The following is a 16,343-nucleotide window of genomic DNA, read 5'->3' as shown; positions in this document are numbered from 1 at the left end:
GTCAACGGCTCCGCCTGGCACGCCCTACTCACCACGATCACCCACAACTAACCAGACCGGCCGGTGTCCCGGCGCACCGAGACACCGGCTTTCCCTACGGACCAGGCTGCCCCGATCAATGAAGCGGAGAACCAGAAATGACAACTGGGCACGATGACTGGTTCAAGTCAAGCCGGAGCAAAGAGACTATCGACTGCGTCGAGGTGAAACTCGGCAACATCGTAGGCATCCGAGACAGCAAAGACCGCACACACGGACAACTAACCGTCAACGGCTCCGCCTGGCACGCCCTACTCACCACGATCACCCACAACTGACCAGGACGGCCGTCACCGCGCTTGCTCCAGCAGCAACCGCCGCTCCGCACCGGCGATCGCGGACCGGGCGGAGCCGATCGCGTCCGGGTTGACCGAGATCGACGTGATCCCGCACCGCACGAGGCGCTCGGCGAAGCCGGGTTTGGCCGACGGCGCCTGCCCGCACAGCGAAGACGTCAGGCCGAGATCCGTCGCGGTCCGCACGATCCGGCCGATCGCGGCGAGCACCGCGGGATCGGCCTCGTCGAACAGCTCCGCGCATGCCGCCGAGTCCCGGTCGACGCCGAGGACGAGCTGGGTCAGGTCGTTGCTGCCGATGGAAACACCGTCGATCCCGAGCCCGGCGTACTCGGGCAGATAATGGGTGACCGAGGGCACCTCGGCCATGATCCACCGGCGCAGGCCGCGCTGGCGGCCGAGCGGGCTCGCGTCGATCAGGTCGAGACAGGCTTCCAGCTCCCATTTCGTGCGGACGAACGGGATCATCAGGTGCAGGTTCGGCGTCTGCTCCCGGACCCGCGCCAGCGTCCGCAGTTCGAGGTCGAACAGGTCCTTCTCCCGCACGTAGCGATAGCAGCCGCGATAGCCGATCATCGGGTTGCTCTCCACCGGCTCGTACTCCGCGCCTCCGGAGAGGCCGCGGAACTCGTTGGTACGCAGGTCGGTCGCGCGGTAGACGACGGGCCTCGGCGCGAACGCCTTGGTGATCCGCAGGAGCGACGCGGCCATGGAGTCCACAAAGGACTCCTGTTCGCCGCGGGCGATCAGCTGCCGCGGATGCCGTCCGCCGAGCGCCTCGGTCAGCAGGAATTCGGCGCGCAGCAGGCCGACGCCGTCGACGGGCTGCCGCGCCACCTCGGCGGCGTGGTCGGGCATCGCGAGATTGACATAGAGCAGAGTGCCGATCGCCTCGGGCGCCTGCGGGACCGCGACGGGTGCGGTGCGGGCGGGTTCCTGCCGCGCACCGGCGCGGACCTCCCCCTCGCCGCCGTCCACGGTGACCAGCCCGCGGCCGGTCAGTACCCGGGTGGCATCGCCGGTCCCGACCACGCAGGGCACGCCGAGTTCCCGCGCGACGACCGCCGCGTGGCACGTCATCCCGCCGCCGTCGGTGACCAGCGCCGACGCCCGGCGGATCGCCGGCACCCAGTCCGGGTTCGTCATCGGTGCCACCAGCACCTCGCCGTCGAGCAGGTGCTTGGCCTCGCTGGGATCGTGCAGGACACGGACGTTTCCCTGGCCTTGCCCCGGCGACGCGCCGAGACCGGACACCAGTACGTGGTCGGTGTGTTTCTCCACCGGCGCCAGCGTGGTGATCGGGCGCGACTGCACCAGCCAGATCTTGTTGTCCCCCACGGCGAATTCGATGTCCTGGGGCACACCGTAGTGGTCCTCGACGCGGACCGCGGTGCGAGCCAGTTCGAGGAGCGCGGCGTCACCCAGCACCCGGCGACCGCCCGCCTGCCGCGGAAGCTCGACCTTGACGTCTCCCCCGCCGACCTCGGCGATGATCTTGTGGCTCTTCGTGCCGACGCGGACGGACAACACACGCAGATCGTCCTTCGCCACCACGTAGGTGTCCGGTTCCACCGCCCCGCTGACGATCGCCTCGCCTTGCCCGAACACGGCCTCGATGACGATCCGCTGCCGATCGCCGGTCCGTGGGTCGGCGGTGAAGATCACGCCGGAACGTTCGGCCGGGACCATGCGCTGCACGACCACGGCGATCGCGGGCTCGCCGGTGAAACCGCGGGTCGCCCGATAGCTGACGACTCGTGGGGAGAACAACGACATCCAGCAGTCCACCACGCGCTCGGCGAGCGCATTGTCGCCCCACACGTTGGTGAAGCTCGCGTTCATCCCCGCGAACGACGCCTCCGCGCCGTCCTCGCCGGTGGCCGACGACCGCACCGCGACCGGGGTTGTCGCGCCCACCGCGTGGTAGGACTCCAGCAGTTCCCCGCGCAGCTCGGCCCCTATCCCAGCGCCACGCACGAGCTCGCGCAGGCGCTCGCAGTAACCGCTCAGCTCGTCGGCGTCGTCGACCACCGTCAGCGCCTTGGCGTGCAGCTCAGCGATCTGGGCACGCACACCGGCCCGGTCCAGCGCAGCCCAGTACGCCTCCCGCGGAATCACGAACCCGCCGGGCACGTCGAACCCCGCCGCGATCAACTCTCCCAGGTTCGCTCCCTTGCCGCCGGCGGATTCGGCGTCCGACGCCCTGATCCCGGCCAAGTCCCGCACCTGCGCCATCGTGTCTCCTCCGTCGCGCGAACTGTCCGCACGTCATGCTCACCGCACCGGGCCCGCGCACGCTGTGGCCGAAGGTCACTCCCCCTGGGGGCGTTCGTCCCACGCCGTCCACGAGCACGACGTAACGTCCGTCGAGCATTGAGAAACTGGTGGTATTGAACAAAAGACGGAAACTTACCGTCACATTGCCCGGCGGGGCCGTGGAATTGCGACAGCGCTACGCCTTCACGACCTCACCGGGATTGCGTTTCGTCGATCCATAAATCACCGGTCTCGCTCGGCGCCGACCGTGTCGTCCCAGGTGTAGGACAGTTCCTCGGTGACGTCGACAACTCCCGGAACCCGGCGCACCAGCGCGACTACGAGCGGAACCAGGCTCCGCCGCCGCACGACCCCACGGAGCTCGGCCACCCCGTCGATGACCCTGACAGCGACCCCGTCGGGCGGCCCCGCCACACTGAGCGCCTCCGCGAGGACGCCGTGCACGATCTCCTCGTGCAGTTCCTCGTCCGTGCGCACGAACGCCGGGACGAGGTCCGATCTGCTCACGATCCCGACCAGTCTTCCTCGCCCGTCCACCACCGGAAGCCGCTTCATCCGATGTCCCACCATCAGGCGGGCGGCGTGGATCACCTGGGCGTCCTGCGAAACCGTCACCGCCGGAGCCGACATGACCTCGCTTGCGACGCGGCCCGTGGTGCGGGTCCGGCCGAACAGCGGGGCGAGACCGGCCGGCGAGGCGGCGCCGGCCTGCTTGAGCACGAGGTCGGCTTCGGAGACCACGCCGGCCACCTGCCGCTGCTCACCGAGCACCGGCAAGGCACTCACCTTGTGGTCCACCAGGATCCGCGCGATCTCCTTGACCGGAGTGTCCTCGTCCACGGCGTAGACCTTCGTGGTCATGAGATCCCGGACTCGGGGCTTCCTGTTCACGATTCCCCGCGTTCCGGCGGCACACTGTCCACTTCGGATTCCCAATTGCCATCCCGATACGACTGCGCGGCCAGGTACCGCTGAACGGCGCGCTCAGACAGTTCGGCAACGGACCGCGTACCGGCTCCGGCAGCCTTCCGGGCCTCCGCAGCCGCCTGTGCCTTCTCCCGGTCGTCCATCTCGTTCTCCTTCCATGCGTGCGGGGAACCGGCTCGTAGCGGTGACCGCCATGCGGCGATGCTCGGCACCACGGCCACCGGACAGGGAGCGCCGCCGACGAGCTCCTGGCTCGCCGAACCAAACAGCAATCCGGCGAACGCACTCCGTCCGCGCGAACCGACGACGATGAGCCCGGCGCGCTCCCCGTACCGCTGGAGAACCCGCCGAGGCCGGCCACGAACGACGAGGTGATCCACTGGCACGGCGGGGAACTCCTCGATGAGCCGGGCCAGGCAACTCGCCAGTTGCGCGTGATGGACCGCGTGTGCTGTGGCCGAATCGCCGAGTTCACTCCACGTACGCACCGCTGTGACGCCGACGCCCCGCAGGGCCGCCTCCGCGAAGGCGAAGCGCGCGGCGGCCGCACTGTCCGGCCAGTTGTCTACGCCGACCAGCACCGGCCTGCTCGGGCCGGGCCTGCCCCGGACGACGACGAGCGGGCAACAGCCATGTCCAGCCACACACAGACCGGCCGAACCCAGCAGCAGCCGACTCGCCCCGCGCAGACCCCGCGACCCGAGCACTACCAGCTCGGCGTGCCGGGATTCGTCCAGCAGCACCACTCTGGAGTCACCCGTCCGGAGCCGAGCGACCACTTCGACACCGGGGTCCACGGCGTGAGCAACGTCGTGCGCGGCGCGGAGACAGGCTTCTTCGTTGTCCCCCTCGCCCTTTCGGGCCCCCACTGCCACGGTCCGCCGCCCCGGGCGGCCGCGTTCCGGCTGACCGAGCGCGTGCACGAGCCGCAGCGGCCGCCCGCGCAGCGCCGCGTCGCGGGCGGCCCAGCGCACGGCGTCGAGCGCCGACGCCGAGCCGTCGACCCCGACCACCACGCAGCCGTACCCGTGGCGCGTCTGTCCGTCGGTCACATCCCTCACCAGCTCTCTGGTTCCAGGCTGCGTCATCACCGGGGCCAGGTGCAGAGAACGGCGTCCCCGCTTTCCGGGCCCTTGGCACTTGTCACCAAGGACGTTCTGCCCTTCTCGCCAAGGTGATACGGCACGAGGCTGGAGACGACCCGGGAGGCGTCATGAGCACGAAGGCTCCAGGTACGTCCACAGTGGACGAAAGGACGCCGCTGCTCGACAGGTTCCTGCCCGTGCCCGACCTCCGGACCGAGACGACAGAGGCAGATTCCGATGGATCATGGACTTCCTGACGATTACACCGTCGACACCGCGGTGGCGCTCGCCGTCCGCGCCCCGTCGGTGCACAACACCCAGCCATGGCGGTGGGCACGCGGTGACCGCACCCTGCACCTGTACGCCGACCGCGAGCGGCAGCTGCACGAGACCGACCCCGACGGCCGCGACCTCCTGCTCAGCTGCGGCGCCGCGCTGCACCATCTGCGGACCGGCTTCGCCGCGCTCGGCTGGCGGGCCGCCGTGCACCGGCTGCCCAATCCCGCCGAGCCGGACCACCTCGCCTCGATCGAGTTGCACCGCCACGAACCGGCACCGGACGAGATCACGCTCGCCGCCGCGATCCCGCGACGCCGGACCGACCGCCGGTGGCACAGCTCCTGGCTGGTCCCGGCGTCCTACATCGAGGTCATGGCACGGCGCGCCGCCGACGAAGGCACGGTGCTGCGCACCTGCGACGACACCGCCCGCTACTACCTCGCCAAGGCCATCGCCACCGCCTCCGAGCGGCACGCGGCCGACCCCGCCTACCGGATCGAACTCGCCGCCTGGAGCGGCAGGCACTTCGCCGCCGACGGCGTTCCCACCGCGAACGTGCCACCCCACGACGAAACATCCGGCGCGCTCGCGGACCGTCCGTTCGCCGACCCGGGCCTCCCCCAGCCCGTCGGCAGCACCGGCGAGGACAGCGAAGAGGTCCTGCTCGTCATCAGCACCGCCTCCGACGACCGGATGTCCCAGCTGAAGGCAGGCGAGGCCACTAGCGCCGTACTGCTCACCGCCACCAGCCTCGGCCTGGCGACCTGCCCGCTGACCGAACCGCTCGAACTGCCCGACGTCCGCGGCACGGTCCAGGACCAGGTGACCAAGGGCGCTTTCCCGCAGATGGTGTTGCGAGCCGGCTGGGCACCGATCAACGCCGACCCGTTGCCCGCGACGCCGCGACGCGACCTTCACGAAGTACTGCGCCCACTCGACCCCGCCACCGACCGCTGATAGTCCGGCCTGTCAAGGAGCGACCATGCACTACTGGACCTACGGAGACGGCGGCTGGCTCGGCGGCCTCTTCATGCTCATCGCCATCGTCGTCTTCCTGGGCGGCCTCATCACGGTCGGCATCGTGCTGTTGCGGCGCTTCGGCCAGCCACCCAGCCGCCGCAGCGACGCGTTGAAGATCCTCGACGAACGATTCGCCCGCGGTGAGATCGACAAGGAAGAATACGAACAGCGACGCGCAACACTGGGCGACTGAACAACGTCTGACCATGGGGACCCCCGGCACGGAGGTCCCCATGGTCGCCCTGCGGGCCGAGGCCCACCACCCGGAACCCGGCACCGACATCGAGGAAACCCTCAGCGCGCTGACCGACCTGCCGCACGCGGGCAAGATACGGGCGATCGGCCACTCCAACCTGCCCGCGTCGGACATCGTCGAAGCCCAGCGGCTCAGTAGGCATGACTTTTCCTTCCACGACGTCACGGACAGGCGATAGAGGCTGGACAGCGAAAAAGCCGTGTGTGAACGGCAGTTCGTCGACCGGTGCGACCGGGTTTCGCTCCGGGATGCGGCGGACCCGGCGACCGCGACGGACCGCCGGGACCGACAACGTCGGTGGATTCAGGCTCGACCCGTCTCCTCGCGGGCGAAGTGCGGTTCCGCCGCTTCCAGCCGTGGTACGGAGATGCCCAGCCGTCGTGCTTCGGCCAGGACGTCCCGGCAGACCTCGCGCGGCTCCTCGGCGTCGGGGTCGTCGTGCATCGTGAGGCTCACGCGCGCGGGTGGGACATGCGTAGTCAGCCAGGCGAGCGCGGAGGCCGTCAGCCAGGTGGGCGCCCGGAACGGCAGCAGACCGCCCCGGTGCCGTCGCAGGTCGAGGTCGCGCGCCTGGAGGAGCGGCAGCAGTTCGCGGCCCGCCAGCAGCGCCTCGCGAAGGTCGCCCCTTGCCCCGGCCAGTTCGGACAGGGAACCCCGCCGCAGGCCCTGCGAAAACGTGCCGGCATCCGACACGAAATGGACCCACAGCCAGCCGCGGAAGTCAGGCCGCTCCTTGATCCGGAGCCCGGCCTCGCGAAACGCCTGGCGCACGGCCTGTTCCCGGTCGGTCGGCGGCTGGCCGAGGGTGCCGAAGACGACCGACCGCAGCAGTGCCCCGTGGAGCACGCCGTCCGCGCCGAAACCGCCACCGGCCTGGGGAAAACCCCAGGCGATCCGGTCGGGCGGGAGGTCGCCGATCGCGGCCAGCGGCTCGGTCCAGAGGTTGCCGAAGATCAGCACCGTGGCCTGGCCGGCACGCGGGGACAGGAAGGCCGTCGCCTCCGGGAGGCGGTGGTGCGGCACACTGAGCACGATCAGGTCGAAGTCGTGGTCCGGCTCCAGCGCCTCGCGGTAGCGCACCGGCCACTTCTCGGCGACGCGCTGCCCCCACACCCGGCGCCGCATATCGATCAGGTCGAGATCCACCGCGTCCCCGTACGTCGCCGCGCGGCCCGGCCGGACGTAGAACTCGACGTCATGCCCGGCCTGTTGCAGGACCCAGCCGTAGACAGTGGCGATCACGCCTCGGCCGAACATCAGGATCTTCACACTGCACCTCGTGGGGTACGATCGATTTGGAGGTCATCTCCACTTTTCAAAATATGGAGGTCATCTCCATTTGTCAACGCGAAGGAGCGCATGAACGCCAACAAGCCGCTACGCGCCGACGCCCAACGCAAACGCGATGCCCTGCTCGCCACAGCCCGGGAAGTCTTCGACGCCGGAAACTTCTTCGACCTGCGCTTCGACGACTTCGCCCAACTGGCCGGCGTGGGCACCGGCACACTGTACCGCCACTTCCCCACCCGGGAAGCCCTGGCCGAGGCGGTCTACCACGGGGAAGTCACCACACTGTGCGACCGCGCCCGCCAGCTACAGGCCACGCTGCCCGCGGCGGAGGCGTTGGCGACCTTCCTGCGCGACATGGTCGACCACATAGCCGCCCACGAAGGCCTGGCCCGGACGCTGGCCACGCTCATGGCCGATCGCTCGGGCGCCCTCGCCGAGGGCAGCAGGGCACTGGAGCAGGCGGTCGCCGACCTGGTGGCCGCCGCCGTGCGGGGCGGCGCCGTTCGCGACGACGTGAGTGCCGGTGCCATCATGATGGCCCTGCACGGCATCGGTGCGGCCCATGACCGCCCCGATTGGCGGGCCGAGGCCGACGACGTCATCACCCTCGTGCTGGACGGACTGCGCCGACCGCACTCGGACGGATAGCTCGCGCGATTCGCCAGCCGACCACCGCCGCCAAGCGGCACCGCCAAGGAACTTCAGCGGATGACCGGGATGCGTCGCTCGATACCCGCGCCCCGCCCGGCGAAGTCAGCACACCCCGAACGGGCACGAACCAGGCGCCTGACCAGGAGTGACGCCGCCTGTCGGGTACTCCCATGAACGCACGCACATGGCGATGAGCGGATGTCTTCCATGCCTTGCCGCATACGTGTCTGATCGCCGTCCCGCTTCGCGGCTTGGCGAGACCTGCCGATATGGAGACTCTTGTGCTGGCGAACCTCGCCTGACGCGATATGCCGGTGTGCTCTGTGCCGTGGCGGCCGGCTGGGGAGCTTGCGGCCGTCGGGTTGCGCCGCGACGTCGGTGAACTGCCGCCAGCCGCCGTCGCCGATCAGTTAACATTTGCCGCGCCAGGGGGCGACCTCACCGACGGCGGTCATGCGGAAGTGTCGAACACTCTCCGAATTACGCTTTGGTCACGGTTGAAGATCTTTCGCGCCCTTTCACGGAAGTTTCGAGCCGCTAATGTACTATTTCAGCGAAATCCAATGTGGATACTTTCTGTCCACTATTTGTGTGCCCGGTCACCAAGCGGTGGCCGCGAATACCGGGTGGATGGCTTGCGCGGCGTGAGCGTCGTGAGTGAGCGGGTAAAGCAGCAGAGAGGTTCTTCGGAGTGGGGGTGGCGCCGTGCGGCAGGGCAAGAGCGCGTGCTGGTCCGGTCATGGTGAAGGTGATCACGGTTGCGGTGGGGCTGTGCGATGCCCCGATGGCCGCGGCGGCTGCTGAATCGGCTGTCGCGCACGGGCCGCCGCCGGTAAACCCCAGCGACCCGCGGCGACGGAAGCAACACGGCGAAAACGAACGACTACTCGAAATCCCCCGACCCCCACACCGACCGCAATAACGCATACGTATGGTGGAATACGCACCACCACCTCCGCGGTGGACCCATGGCCCCCATCTCATACGGATTCGTTCGCAAACCAGGGGCCAGTGGCCCGTTCTGCGACTTCTTTGACAAGGAGAGCGGGAACCCCCGAATGAGACGGCCGTGTCACCGCGCACAGAATTCAGTCAGCAGGAAGGAACCATGAGAACCACTGTCAAGCGTATGACCATCACCGCGATCCGGCTGGTCGTCGCCGGGGACGTGCTACTGGGCACGGGAGCCCTCATGGCGATCGCCGAACCATCCGGGCACGGTGTCAATTTCGGTGCGATCGGCTTCCTTTTCTTCGGTCAGTGCGTGACTGGGGCGGGCCTGCTGCTCGGCGTGGTGGCAACGCTGGCCTGGCTGCCGGGAAGGAGAGACGACCGACAACCCCCTGCGCAGCTCCTGGCCTGGGAAAAGCGCCTCAGGGGCTTGACCACAGCCGCGGTCGGCCTGATCACCATCGGGGCTGCCGTGCTGGGCGCGGGTCCTCTCTTCATCCAGGGAGCACCAGGCAGTGGCTTCGAAAACGACATTCCGATCTTCCTGGTCGGCCTCGGCGTTTCTGCTGCCGGCTTGCTGACAGGGACCCCGCCCGCGTTGTACTGGTTGTCGAAGCGGAGAACCGGCGTCGATCGCTGACGCCGCGCCCCTCGCGCAAGCGCAACTGACCGCAGCGCCCGGGCGCTATCCTCGGATCTTTCATTCACACAATCTTGGTTTTGTAACCTGGGACCGGTCCGCTGTCCGCGAAAGCCGATCTTCGACGGCTCCGGAACCAGATCTTCTTCGGCAGCAACCGAAATGCCGTTCAACCGGTCGGCGGGTGACAATTCCCCGGGCCGCGCGAACACTACGCAGATGCAGCGACGTCCAGAAACCACCGCCCGGGGAACCCCGGACCGAGAACCCCGGAACCCCTTGCCCCATAACACTTCCCGCACGCTGCTATGTGTACTCCTCGCCGCAGCCGGCCTCCTCACCGGCATCACGACCGCGAACGCGGTCACGCAAACCACTCCCGCCTGGGAGATGACCCCACTCCCCGCCGCGAACATCCACGTCAAGGCGATACAGGCGTTCGGGCCCTCCGACGCCTGGGCCGCCGGAACGCACTGGGTCAGACTGGTGCCGCCATGGGTCACCGAACAGGTGGTACTGCGCTGGGACGGGAGAACATGGCAAACCATCGACCTGGGCCGTGCCGGTGACGTCGTCGCCCTCGCGGGAACCTCGAGTGACAACCTGTGGGCGGTCGCGTCCGAAACCACCGGCGCCGCGGTCCACCACTGGAACGGCTCGACATGGACCACTACCCCGCCGCCTGCCGACCCGGACGGCCGGATCAGTCTCGGCACCGCCGCCGCGGCCGGCGACACCATCTGGGTGGCAGGCAACATCCAGCACCCACCCTCGATCCAGGCCGCGCTGCTGCGCTGGACAGGCACGGCATGGACACGGGAACAACTCCCGGTACCCGGCGAGTCGTCCTGGCTCACCAGCATGTCCGCGCGAGCCCCGGACGATGTATGGGCAGTCGGGCGGACCCGCCCCACCGCCGACGCGAAGTACGAAGCCTACGTCCTGCACTTCGACGGCAACCGGTGGTCCCGTATCCCCACCCCGAGCCAGGCACACGATGTCCTGACCAACACGGTGAAAGCCGTCTCGGCGAACGAGGTCTGGGTCGCCGGCGCCATCGGCGACAACAACGGACCCGGCAGCGAACGCCCCTTCCAGGCGTTCGCCATGCGGTGGAACGGCCAGGACTGGACGGGCACACCCACTCCCCCCACGCCGAACGCGGCCTACCTCGCCGACCTCGCCACCGACGGCTCCACGCGGTGGGCCGGCGGCGCCACCCGCACCTCGATACTGAAGTTCACCGGGCAAGACTGGGTGGACGGCCCGCCGCCGATGCCCGGCCACCCCAAAGTGCTCGCACTGGCCGACATCCCCGGCGACGGCCTGTGGGCCATCGGCGACGGACACGACGCCGTACCCGGCACCCCCTGGACCATGTCCTTCATCGCACGACTAACGCCTACCCCACCGCGACGCGTACCCGCTTCGCTCAAGCACGCTCGAACAGTTAGGTCGGCGTGTGCGGGTCCGTGCTGACAGCTTCCCCGAATACCTGCCTGTCTGAGCGTCCCGCGACGTCCGGACCGCGTGTGGCGAACAGGTGCCACGCCGCGGCCAGGATCAGGTCACGGTTGCGCCGGGCGTCGGCTCGCAGCCTCGGCTGCGGAGTCATCGACGCGCAGGATGCCCGACGAGCGCCGACTGTCCACTATGGTCCGAAACAACGAAGCCAAGCCGCGGCAGGTGGACCAGCTCGCCCGCATGCTCGCGAGCTTCCACGCCCGTGCCGGGCGAGGCGCCGAGATCGAACACCTGACCCGCGAGTTCTCAGCTGGACGCGAGCCGCTGTTCCACCGGCGGCTCGCGGACGGCCGGATCGTCGACGGGCACGGCGATCTGCTCGCCGACGCCATCTTCTGCCTCGACGCCAGCCCCCGGGTGCTGGACTGCCCCGAGTTCGACGACTGCCTGCGCCGGCTCGACGGCCTCGACGACGTCGCGACACGCGCAGGGCGACGAATCTTCAACCGCACTGGCCCGCGGGCACGCCGGGATCGCGCTGGACCAGCTGCGACGCGACAACGTGCGGCTGATCCTCGTCGGCGGACTGCCCGGCACCGGGAGGTCCACCGTTGCCGCGGCGCTCGCCGACCGTCTGGGCACGAGCGTCCTGCTCAGCGACCGGGTCCGCATGGAAAAATTGTGCTGGGGTGTGTCGATCCCCGCTCCGGTCGTTCGACGCGTAGTCGAAGGCGCCCGCAGGGGACGGGGCGCAGGCTACCTGGACAGCAAGGACAATCTCATGATCGAACTGAATGCGGAACGCACCCGGCGAGCGATCGTCGGCCACACCCGGCGCCTGGCGGAATCAGCCGCGGCGGCCGGACCCGAAGCCGCCGTGCCGACGGCCCCGAAGTGGACCGTGACCGATCTGGTCACGCACGTGGGCCAGACTCAGCACTGGGTCGCGGAGATCATCGAGCGGCGCATCACCGACCCCACCCAGCTGCCGACCGAGATGGCCGTACTCCCTGTCGATTCCCGTGAGTGGCAGGCCTGGTTGTCGGAGTCGGCACAACGGGTCGCGGACGCGTGTTCTGATGACGCGCTCGACGCGCCGGTGTTCAACGCCGCGGGAGACGGGCGGTCCGGAACGCGGTTCTGGATGGCCAGCATGCTCAACGAGGCCGTCATCCACGGTTTCGACGCAGCCGCCGCGGCCAACCGCCCAGCCGACCTCGACACCGACATCGCGGCCGCGCTCATCACCAACCATCTCGCGATGCTCACCTCGCCCACGTGGGAGATGCAGCGACCCGAATCCGCGCACGCCATCCGGGGTACTGGGCAGACCCTGCAGTGGCTGGCCACCGACATCACCGACGGCGCGGGCGCGTGGTTCGTCGAACGGCGGCCCGACGGGGCAACGTGGCAGCCCGCAACCCGGCAAGCCGACGTGACGGTCACCGGCCCGGCGCGATCGCTGCTGCTGACCTTGACCCGGCGACTCCCGTTCGCCGACCGAGACGCCACCAACATCCGCGTCGAGGGCGCCATCGACCTCGCCCAGCACTGGCTCGACAACACCGCCCACGCCAGCGACTGACCAACCTGTGGCTCCCCTATCGCCACAACGCCTACGGGGATCGGGGAGCGCGGATCCCGAGCCTGTTCGGACGCGCCCATCGGGACCAGCGCGGCAGGGTCGGCAGAGCGGGGAACGTCGCCCGGTCGGACAAGCTCGGACAGCATCGGTCCGGCCCCCGGTTCGGCTATGGCCGGACCACGGGAGACGGGACCGGAGGGAAGCCTGCGCCGAGACGCGGCTTCGACTGATTCACCCGGCTTCCGGCCGTCGGCCGGAAGCCGGGCTTCGCTGCGGGCGGCCAACCTGTCCCGGGTCCTGACCCGGCTGCGCTCGCGAGGGCAACGGTCGCGCACCTTCAGTGATTTTCCCGGCGTTCCTGGTCGTGGAACCATTCCCGCTGCCAGGCCGCGTACCGGGACCGGTTCAGCGCCCACCGGTTCACCACCGACACCCCAGCCAGCAGCGACCAGACGACCAACAGTGACCCGAGCCCAGCGGCGGCACCCACGACCCCCGCGCCCGCCACCGACATCGGAGCCTCCACCGGCGTGCCGTTCCGATCGAGCCAAATCGGCACCCGCGCACCAGCGAGGGTTCCGGCAGCCGCCTCGACCCGGCCACGCCGCACTGTGCCGTCCGGAAGCGGCCAGACCGCGGCGGTCGGTCCCTTCTCCGCCACCACACCGCCACGACCCGCCGCCTCCGCGACCGGACCATCGGCCAGCAACGTGGCCTCGGCCGGATACCGGGTCGCGGTCTGCTGAGCGGACACCTCACGCAGGTGCGCGTAGACCGCCGAGCCCGCCGCACCAGCGAACGGCAAGACCGCCAGCCCGAGCAACACCGCGCCGGCCACCACGGCCGCCTCGATCCGATCGGACCGGCGTGCGAGACCGCCGCGGCGCGGGCAGAGCCGGCGCCACCAACGGACGGACAGCGTGGTCATGGTCGTCATCGCGGCGCCTCCCCGAAACCGGCGGCGTTCCCGGCGACAACCGCGGTGCCCGGATGACGGCCGTCGCAGGACTGATCGGCCACAGTGGACAGTCGGGGTATCGGCACCGCCCCCGCACAGGAGACGGTGTTCCGCGCGACGACGCGGACCCATTTGACGCCGGGGACGATCTCGGCCATGGCGTGCACCATCTGCGGTTCGGCCTCGTCGCGGAACTCGCCGGTGACGGTGACAAGGCCCCGGTCGGCTTCCACGTCCCACCGCCGCCCCTCGCCGAAGTAGCCGTCGAGGCGATAACGGACCTGCCGGACAAGAGCGTTGTCGCGGTGCACGATGGCCCGCGCGACGTCGCGACGCGCGACCATGCCGAGTACCCGCCGCTCCGCGGAAACGACCGGCAGGCTGCGCACCCCGACACGGACGAGCAAAGCCGGCAGCTCGGCCACCCGGGTCCCTGAGGGCACGCTGACCACCTCCCGCGTCATCAGCCGGGCGACCGTCGCGTCCGGCTCGGCGGCCTCCTCGGTCATCAGATCGGTTTCGCTCACGATCCCGGCGAGGCAGCCGTCGCCGTCGAGCACCGGCATCGCCGCGATGCCACGCCGGCTCAGGAGCACGGCCGCTTCCGACACGGGCGTGTCCGGCGCGACACAGGTCACGGGCGCACTCATGATCTCCTCGACCAGCATCGGTTTCTCCCGTCCTCCACGGATCGTGAACTCACCATCGCGCGCCCGCGCCGGTCAGCGCTGGAACAGGAAGACACCCCTTCCCGGACCGAAAGACCCTCCAGACCCGGCCGGGGCATTGAGTCTTACGTCCCGTGACGGACGTCAGGCGGCCGCGACGGGGGCCCGCCGGGCGTCCGGCACCGCGACCGCGATGCAACCACCGGACAGTCCATTGTGGTCAAACCGGCCGATACCGCTGGCAGAGCCGCGCACGGGCGTCGTTCCCCCGCATCGCCCGGCCAGCGCGGTCACGGCCGAGCACGGCGGAGCGGATCGTCGATACGGGCGCGGAGCCGCCGCGTCTCCTCGGCCCGGCGCTCGGCCATCACCGCCGCCGTTCCTCATGTCCCGAGTCGACCTCGCGCGTGCCCGGGCGTGAAGAGTCCACCGGCGCGTCCGAGGTCCCGCGGATCGGGGACCAACGACCCCGGCCCGCAGCCGTGTCACGGTCCTAGCTTGAGCGCATGACCAGCCTCGTGAACCGGCCCGGTTCGCGGCGAGCCGATCGGAGGACACCATGCGCCAGAACGTTTCCGACGTCATGACGGCGAACCCGGTCACCGTGACCCCGCGAACGCCGTACAAACACATCGCCCGGCTGCTGGCCGAACACCGGATCAGCGCCGTCCCCGTCGTCGACGCACACGACCGCCCGCTCGGCGTCGTGTCGGAAGCCGACCTGCTCGCCCGGCTCCGCACCGGCACCGACGACGCACGTCCCGGACTGATCTCGGGAGGCCGCGCCCGCCGCGACTGGGACAAGGCCCACGCCCTGGTCGCCGAAGACCTCATGACCCGCCCCGCCCGGACCGTCCCGGTGGACGCGTCCGTCCAGACCGCCGCGATCCGGCTCGCCCGCACCGGGATCCGCCGCCTGTTCGTCGTCGACGACGGACGACTCGTCGGAGTCGTCTCCCGACGGGACCTGCTCGGCACCTTCTGCCGCCCCGACCCGGAAATCCACGCCGACATCGAACGCGACGTCCTCCAACGCGCGCTCTGGGCGACCCCTGGCCAAGCCGCGGTCACCGTCGAAGACGGCGTCGTGACCCTCGTCGGACGGCTCGACAGCCGCGGCGAGGCCGAGCGCGCCGGTCTGCTCACCGCCCGCGTCCCCGGCGTCATCGACGTCCACAACCGCCTCGACTTCGTCTGGGACGACCAAACCAACCCGCACCGCCAACCGTCCACATCGGACAACTGAACCCAGGAGAAACCGATGTCCCTCAAAGACCACCCCACCTCCGGCGAATCCACCCGGCAGATCACCCGGCCGCCCAGCACATCCGGCAACGGCCCTCGCGCACTGGCCGTGCTCCGCATCGCCACCGGCCTGCTGTTCCTCTGGGCCTTCCTGGACAAGACCTTCGGCTGGGGCTACGCCACCACCCCGGCCAACGCGTGGATCAACGGCGGCTCCCCCACCAAAGGCTTCCTCGGCCACGTGAACGCCGGTCCGTTCACGAACACCCTGCACAGCTGGGCAGGCGCCTGGTGGGCCGACTGGCTGTTCATGCTCGGCCTCGCCGGAATCGGCGTCGCCGTCACCCTCGGCATCGGCCTGCGGATCTCCGCCACGGCCGGGACGATCATGATGCTGCTGATGTGGGTCGCCGAATGGCCGCCCGCCCGCACCACCCTCGACGGCAAACCCAGCATGTCGACCAACCCGATCATCGACTATCACCTCGTCTACGCCCTCGTGCTCATCGCCCTCGCCGCGACACTGGCAGGCAACGCCTGGGGCCTCGGCCGCCGCTGGGCCGATCTGTCCTTTGTGGACCACAATCCCTGGCTCCGCTGAGCCGTACCCCGCGATGGGGGGGCGGCCCCCCGCGCCCCCCCCCACCCCCGGGCACCCCCCCCCCCCCCCGCCCCCCCCACCGCCGCGCCCCCCCGCGGCTGACACACCAAC

Annotated in this window: 16 protein-coding genes and 1 pseudogene; 10 read left to right on the top strand and 7 right to left on the bottom strand. The window is 69.8% G+C overall.

The features are described from left to right. Window positions 1-137: 137 nt before the first annotated feature. Window positions 138-317 carry a DUF397 domain-containing protein gene (locus tag ACFWY9_RS16195; RefSeq protein ID WP_378328291.1) on the top strand — a complete coding sequence of 60 codons (180 nt, stop codon included), beginning with the start codon at window positions 138-140 and terminating at the stop codon, window positions 315-317. Between the two features lie 12 nt (window positions 318-329). On the opposite strand, the gene ppsA is transcribed toward ACFWY9_RS16195, so the two are convergent. The 3 genes from ppsA to ACFWY9_RS16180 all read right to left on the bottom strand — a co-directional run bounded on the left by ppsA (window position 330) and on the right by ACFWY9_RS16180 (window position 4,591). Continuing rightward, window positions 330-2,570, bottom strand: a complete 2,241-nt coding sequence (gene ppsA / locus ACFWY9_RS16190; RefSeq protein ID WP_378328292.1) for a phosphoenolpyruvate synthase — start codon at window positions 2,568-2,570, stop codon at window positions 330-332. Window positions 2,571-2,834: 264 nt separating this feature from the next. Beyond that, window positions 2,835-3,473 (bottom strand): CBS domain-containing protein, encoded by a 639-nt coding sequence (locus ACFWY9_RS16185; RefSeq protein ID WP_378328293.1) that lies wholly within the window; start codon window positions 3,471-3,473, stop codon window positions 2,835-2,837. 26 nt (window positions 3,474-3,499) lie between these two features. Beyond that, window positions 3,500-4,591, bottom strand: coding sequence for a universal stress protein (locus ACFWY9_RS16180; protein WP_378328294.1), 1,092 nt, complete (start codon window positions 4,589-4,591; stop codon window positions 3,500-3,502). A 270-nt stretch (window positions 4,592-4,861) separates the two neighbouring features. Between ACFWY9_RS16180 and ACFWY9_RS16175 the strand changes: the two genes are divergently transcribed. The 3 genes and pseudogenes from ACFWY9_RS16175 to ACFWY9_RS16165 all read left to right on the top strand — a co-directional run. Beyond that, on the top strand, window positions 4,862-5,860 hold the full coding sequence (locus ACFWY9_RS16175) for an Acg family FMN-binding oxidoreductase (RefSeq protein ID WP_378328295.1): 999 nt from the start codon (window positions 4,862-4,864) through the stop codon (window positions 5,858-5,860). 25 nt (window positions 5,861-5,885) lie between these two features. Next, window positions 5,886-6,116, top strand: coding sequence for an SHOCT domain-containing protein (locus ACFWY9_RS16170; protein ID WP_378328296.1), 231 nt, complete (start codon window positions 5,886-5,888; stop codon window positions 6,114-6,116). Between the two features lie 58 nt (window positions 6,117-6,174). Beyond that, window positions 6,175-6,357, top strand: a pseudogene (locus ACFWY9_RS16165) (aldo/keto reductase); the annotation flags it as partial. A 125-nt stretch (window positions 6,358-6,482) separates the two neighbouring features. On the opposite strand, the gene ACFWY9_RS16160 reads toward ACFWY9_RS16165, so the two are convergent. Then, complete coding sequence (locus tag ACFWY9_RS16160; RefSeq protein ID WP_378328297.1) at window positions 6,483-7,448, bottom strand: ketopantoate reductase family protein; 966 nt, start codon at window positions 7,446-7,448, stop codon at window positions 6,483-6,485. A 90-nt stretch (window positions 7,449-7,538) separates the two neighbouring features. Between ACFWY9_RS16160 and ACFWY9_RS16155 the strand changes: the two genes are divergently transcribed. From ACFWY9_RS16155 to ACFWY9_RS16145, 3 genes are all read left to right on the top strand, one after another. Next, window positions 7,539-8,117: a TetR/AcrR family transcriptional regulator gene (locus ACFWY9_RS16155; protein ID WP_378328298.1), complete on the top strand. Its 579-nt coding sequence runs from the start codon at window positions 7,539-7,541 to the stop codon at window positions 8,115-8,117. A 1,132-nt stretch (window positions 8,118-9,249) separates the two neighbouring features. Then, entirely contained in the window at window positions 9,250-9,711 is a 462-nt protein-coding gene (locus ACFWY9_RS16150; protein WP_378328299.1) for a hypothetical protein, read from the top strand. 390 nt (window positions 9,712-10,101) lie between these two features. Continuing rightward, window positions 10,102-11,190 (top strand): hypothetical protein, encoded by a 1,089-nt coding sequence (locus tag ACFWY9_RS16145; RefSeq protein ID WP_378328300.1) that lies wholly within the window; start codon window positions 10,102-10,104, stop codon window positions 11,188-11,190. Window positions 11,191-11,481: 291 nt separating this feature from the next. On the opposite strand, the gene ACFWY9_RS16140 is transcribed toward ACFWY9_RS16145, so the two are convergent. Continuing rightward, a complete protein-coding gene (locus ACFWY9_RS16140; protein WP_378328301.1) occupies window positions 11,482-11,847 on the bottom strand; it encodes a hypothetical protein in 366 nt (121 codons plus the stop codon). Window positions 11,848-11,956: 109 nt separating this feature from the next. On the opposite strand from ACFWY9_RS16140, the gene ACFWY9_RS16135 reads away from it, so the two are divergent. Continuing rightward, entirely contained in the window at window positions 11,957-12,760 is an 804-nt protein-coding gene (locus ACFWY9_RS16135) for a maleylpyruvate isomerase family mycothiol-dependent enzyme (protein ID WP_378328302.1), read from the top strand. A gap of 337 nt (window positions 12,761-13,097) precedes the next feature. Here ACFWY9_RS16135 and ACFWY9_RS16130 read toward each other — a convergent pair whose 3' ends face one another. Both ACFWY9_RS16130 and ACFWY9_RS16125 read right to left on the bottom strand, forming a co-directional pair. Further along, window positions 13,098-13,697, bottom strand: a complete 600-nt coding sequence (locus ACFWY9_RS16130; RefSeq protein ID WP_378328303.1) for a hypothetical protein — start codon at window positions 13,695-13,697, stop codon at window positions 13,098-13,100. Beyond that, window positions 13,694-14,368 carry an HPP family protein gene (locus ACFWY9_RS16125; RefSeq protein WP_378328304.1) on the bottom strand — a complete coding sequence of 225 codons (675 nt, stop codon included), beginning with the start codon at window positions 14,366-14,368 and terminating at the stop codon, window positions 13,694-13,696. Before ACFWY9_RS16125 ends, ACFWY9_RS16130 begins: the two co-directional genes overlap by 4 nt. A gap of 577 nt (window positions 14,369-14,945) precedes the next feature. On the opposite strand from ACFWY9_RS16125, the gene ACFWY9_RS16120 reads away from it, so the two are divergent. Together ACFWY9_RS16120 and ACFWY9_RS16115 are read left to right on the top strand one after the other, a co-directional pair. Next, window positions 14,946-15,632 carry a CBS domain-containing protein gene (locus tag ACFWY9_RS16120; RefSeq protein ID WP_378328305.1) on the top strand — a complete coding sequence of 229 codons (687 nt, stop codon included), beginning with the start codon at window positions 14,946-14,948 and terminating at the stop codon, window positions 15,630-15,632. A 15-nt stretch (window positions 15,633-15,647) separates the two neighbouring features. Continuing rightward, window positions 15,648-16,232, top strand: coding sequence for a hypothetical protein (locus tag ACFWY9_RS16115; RefSeq protein ID WP_378328306.1), 585 nt, complete (start codon window positions 15,648-15,650; stop codon window positions 16,230-16,232). Window positions 16,233-16,343 lie beyond the last annotated feature (111 nt).

The organism is Amycolatopsis sp. NPDC059027 (assembly GCF_042739735.1).
In the GTDB taxonomy this organism is placed as follows: domain Bacteria; phylum Actinomycetota; class Actinomycetes; order Mycobacteriales; family Pseudonocardiaceae; genus Amycolatopsis.
The sequence above is the reverse complement of the archived record's forward strand: the minus strand, read 5'-3'. Positions and strand labels throughout refer to the sequence as shown.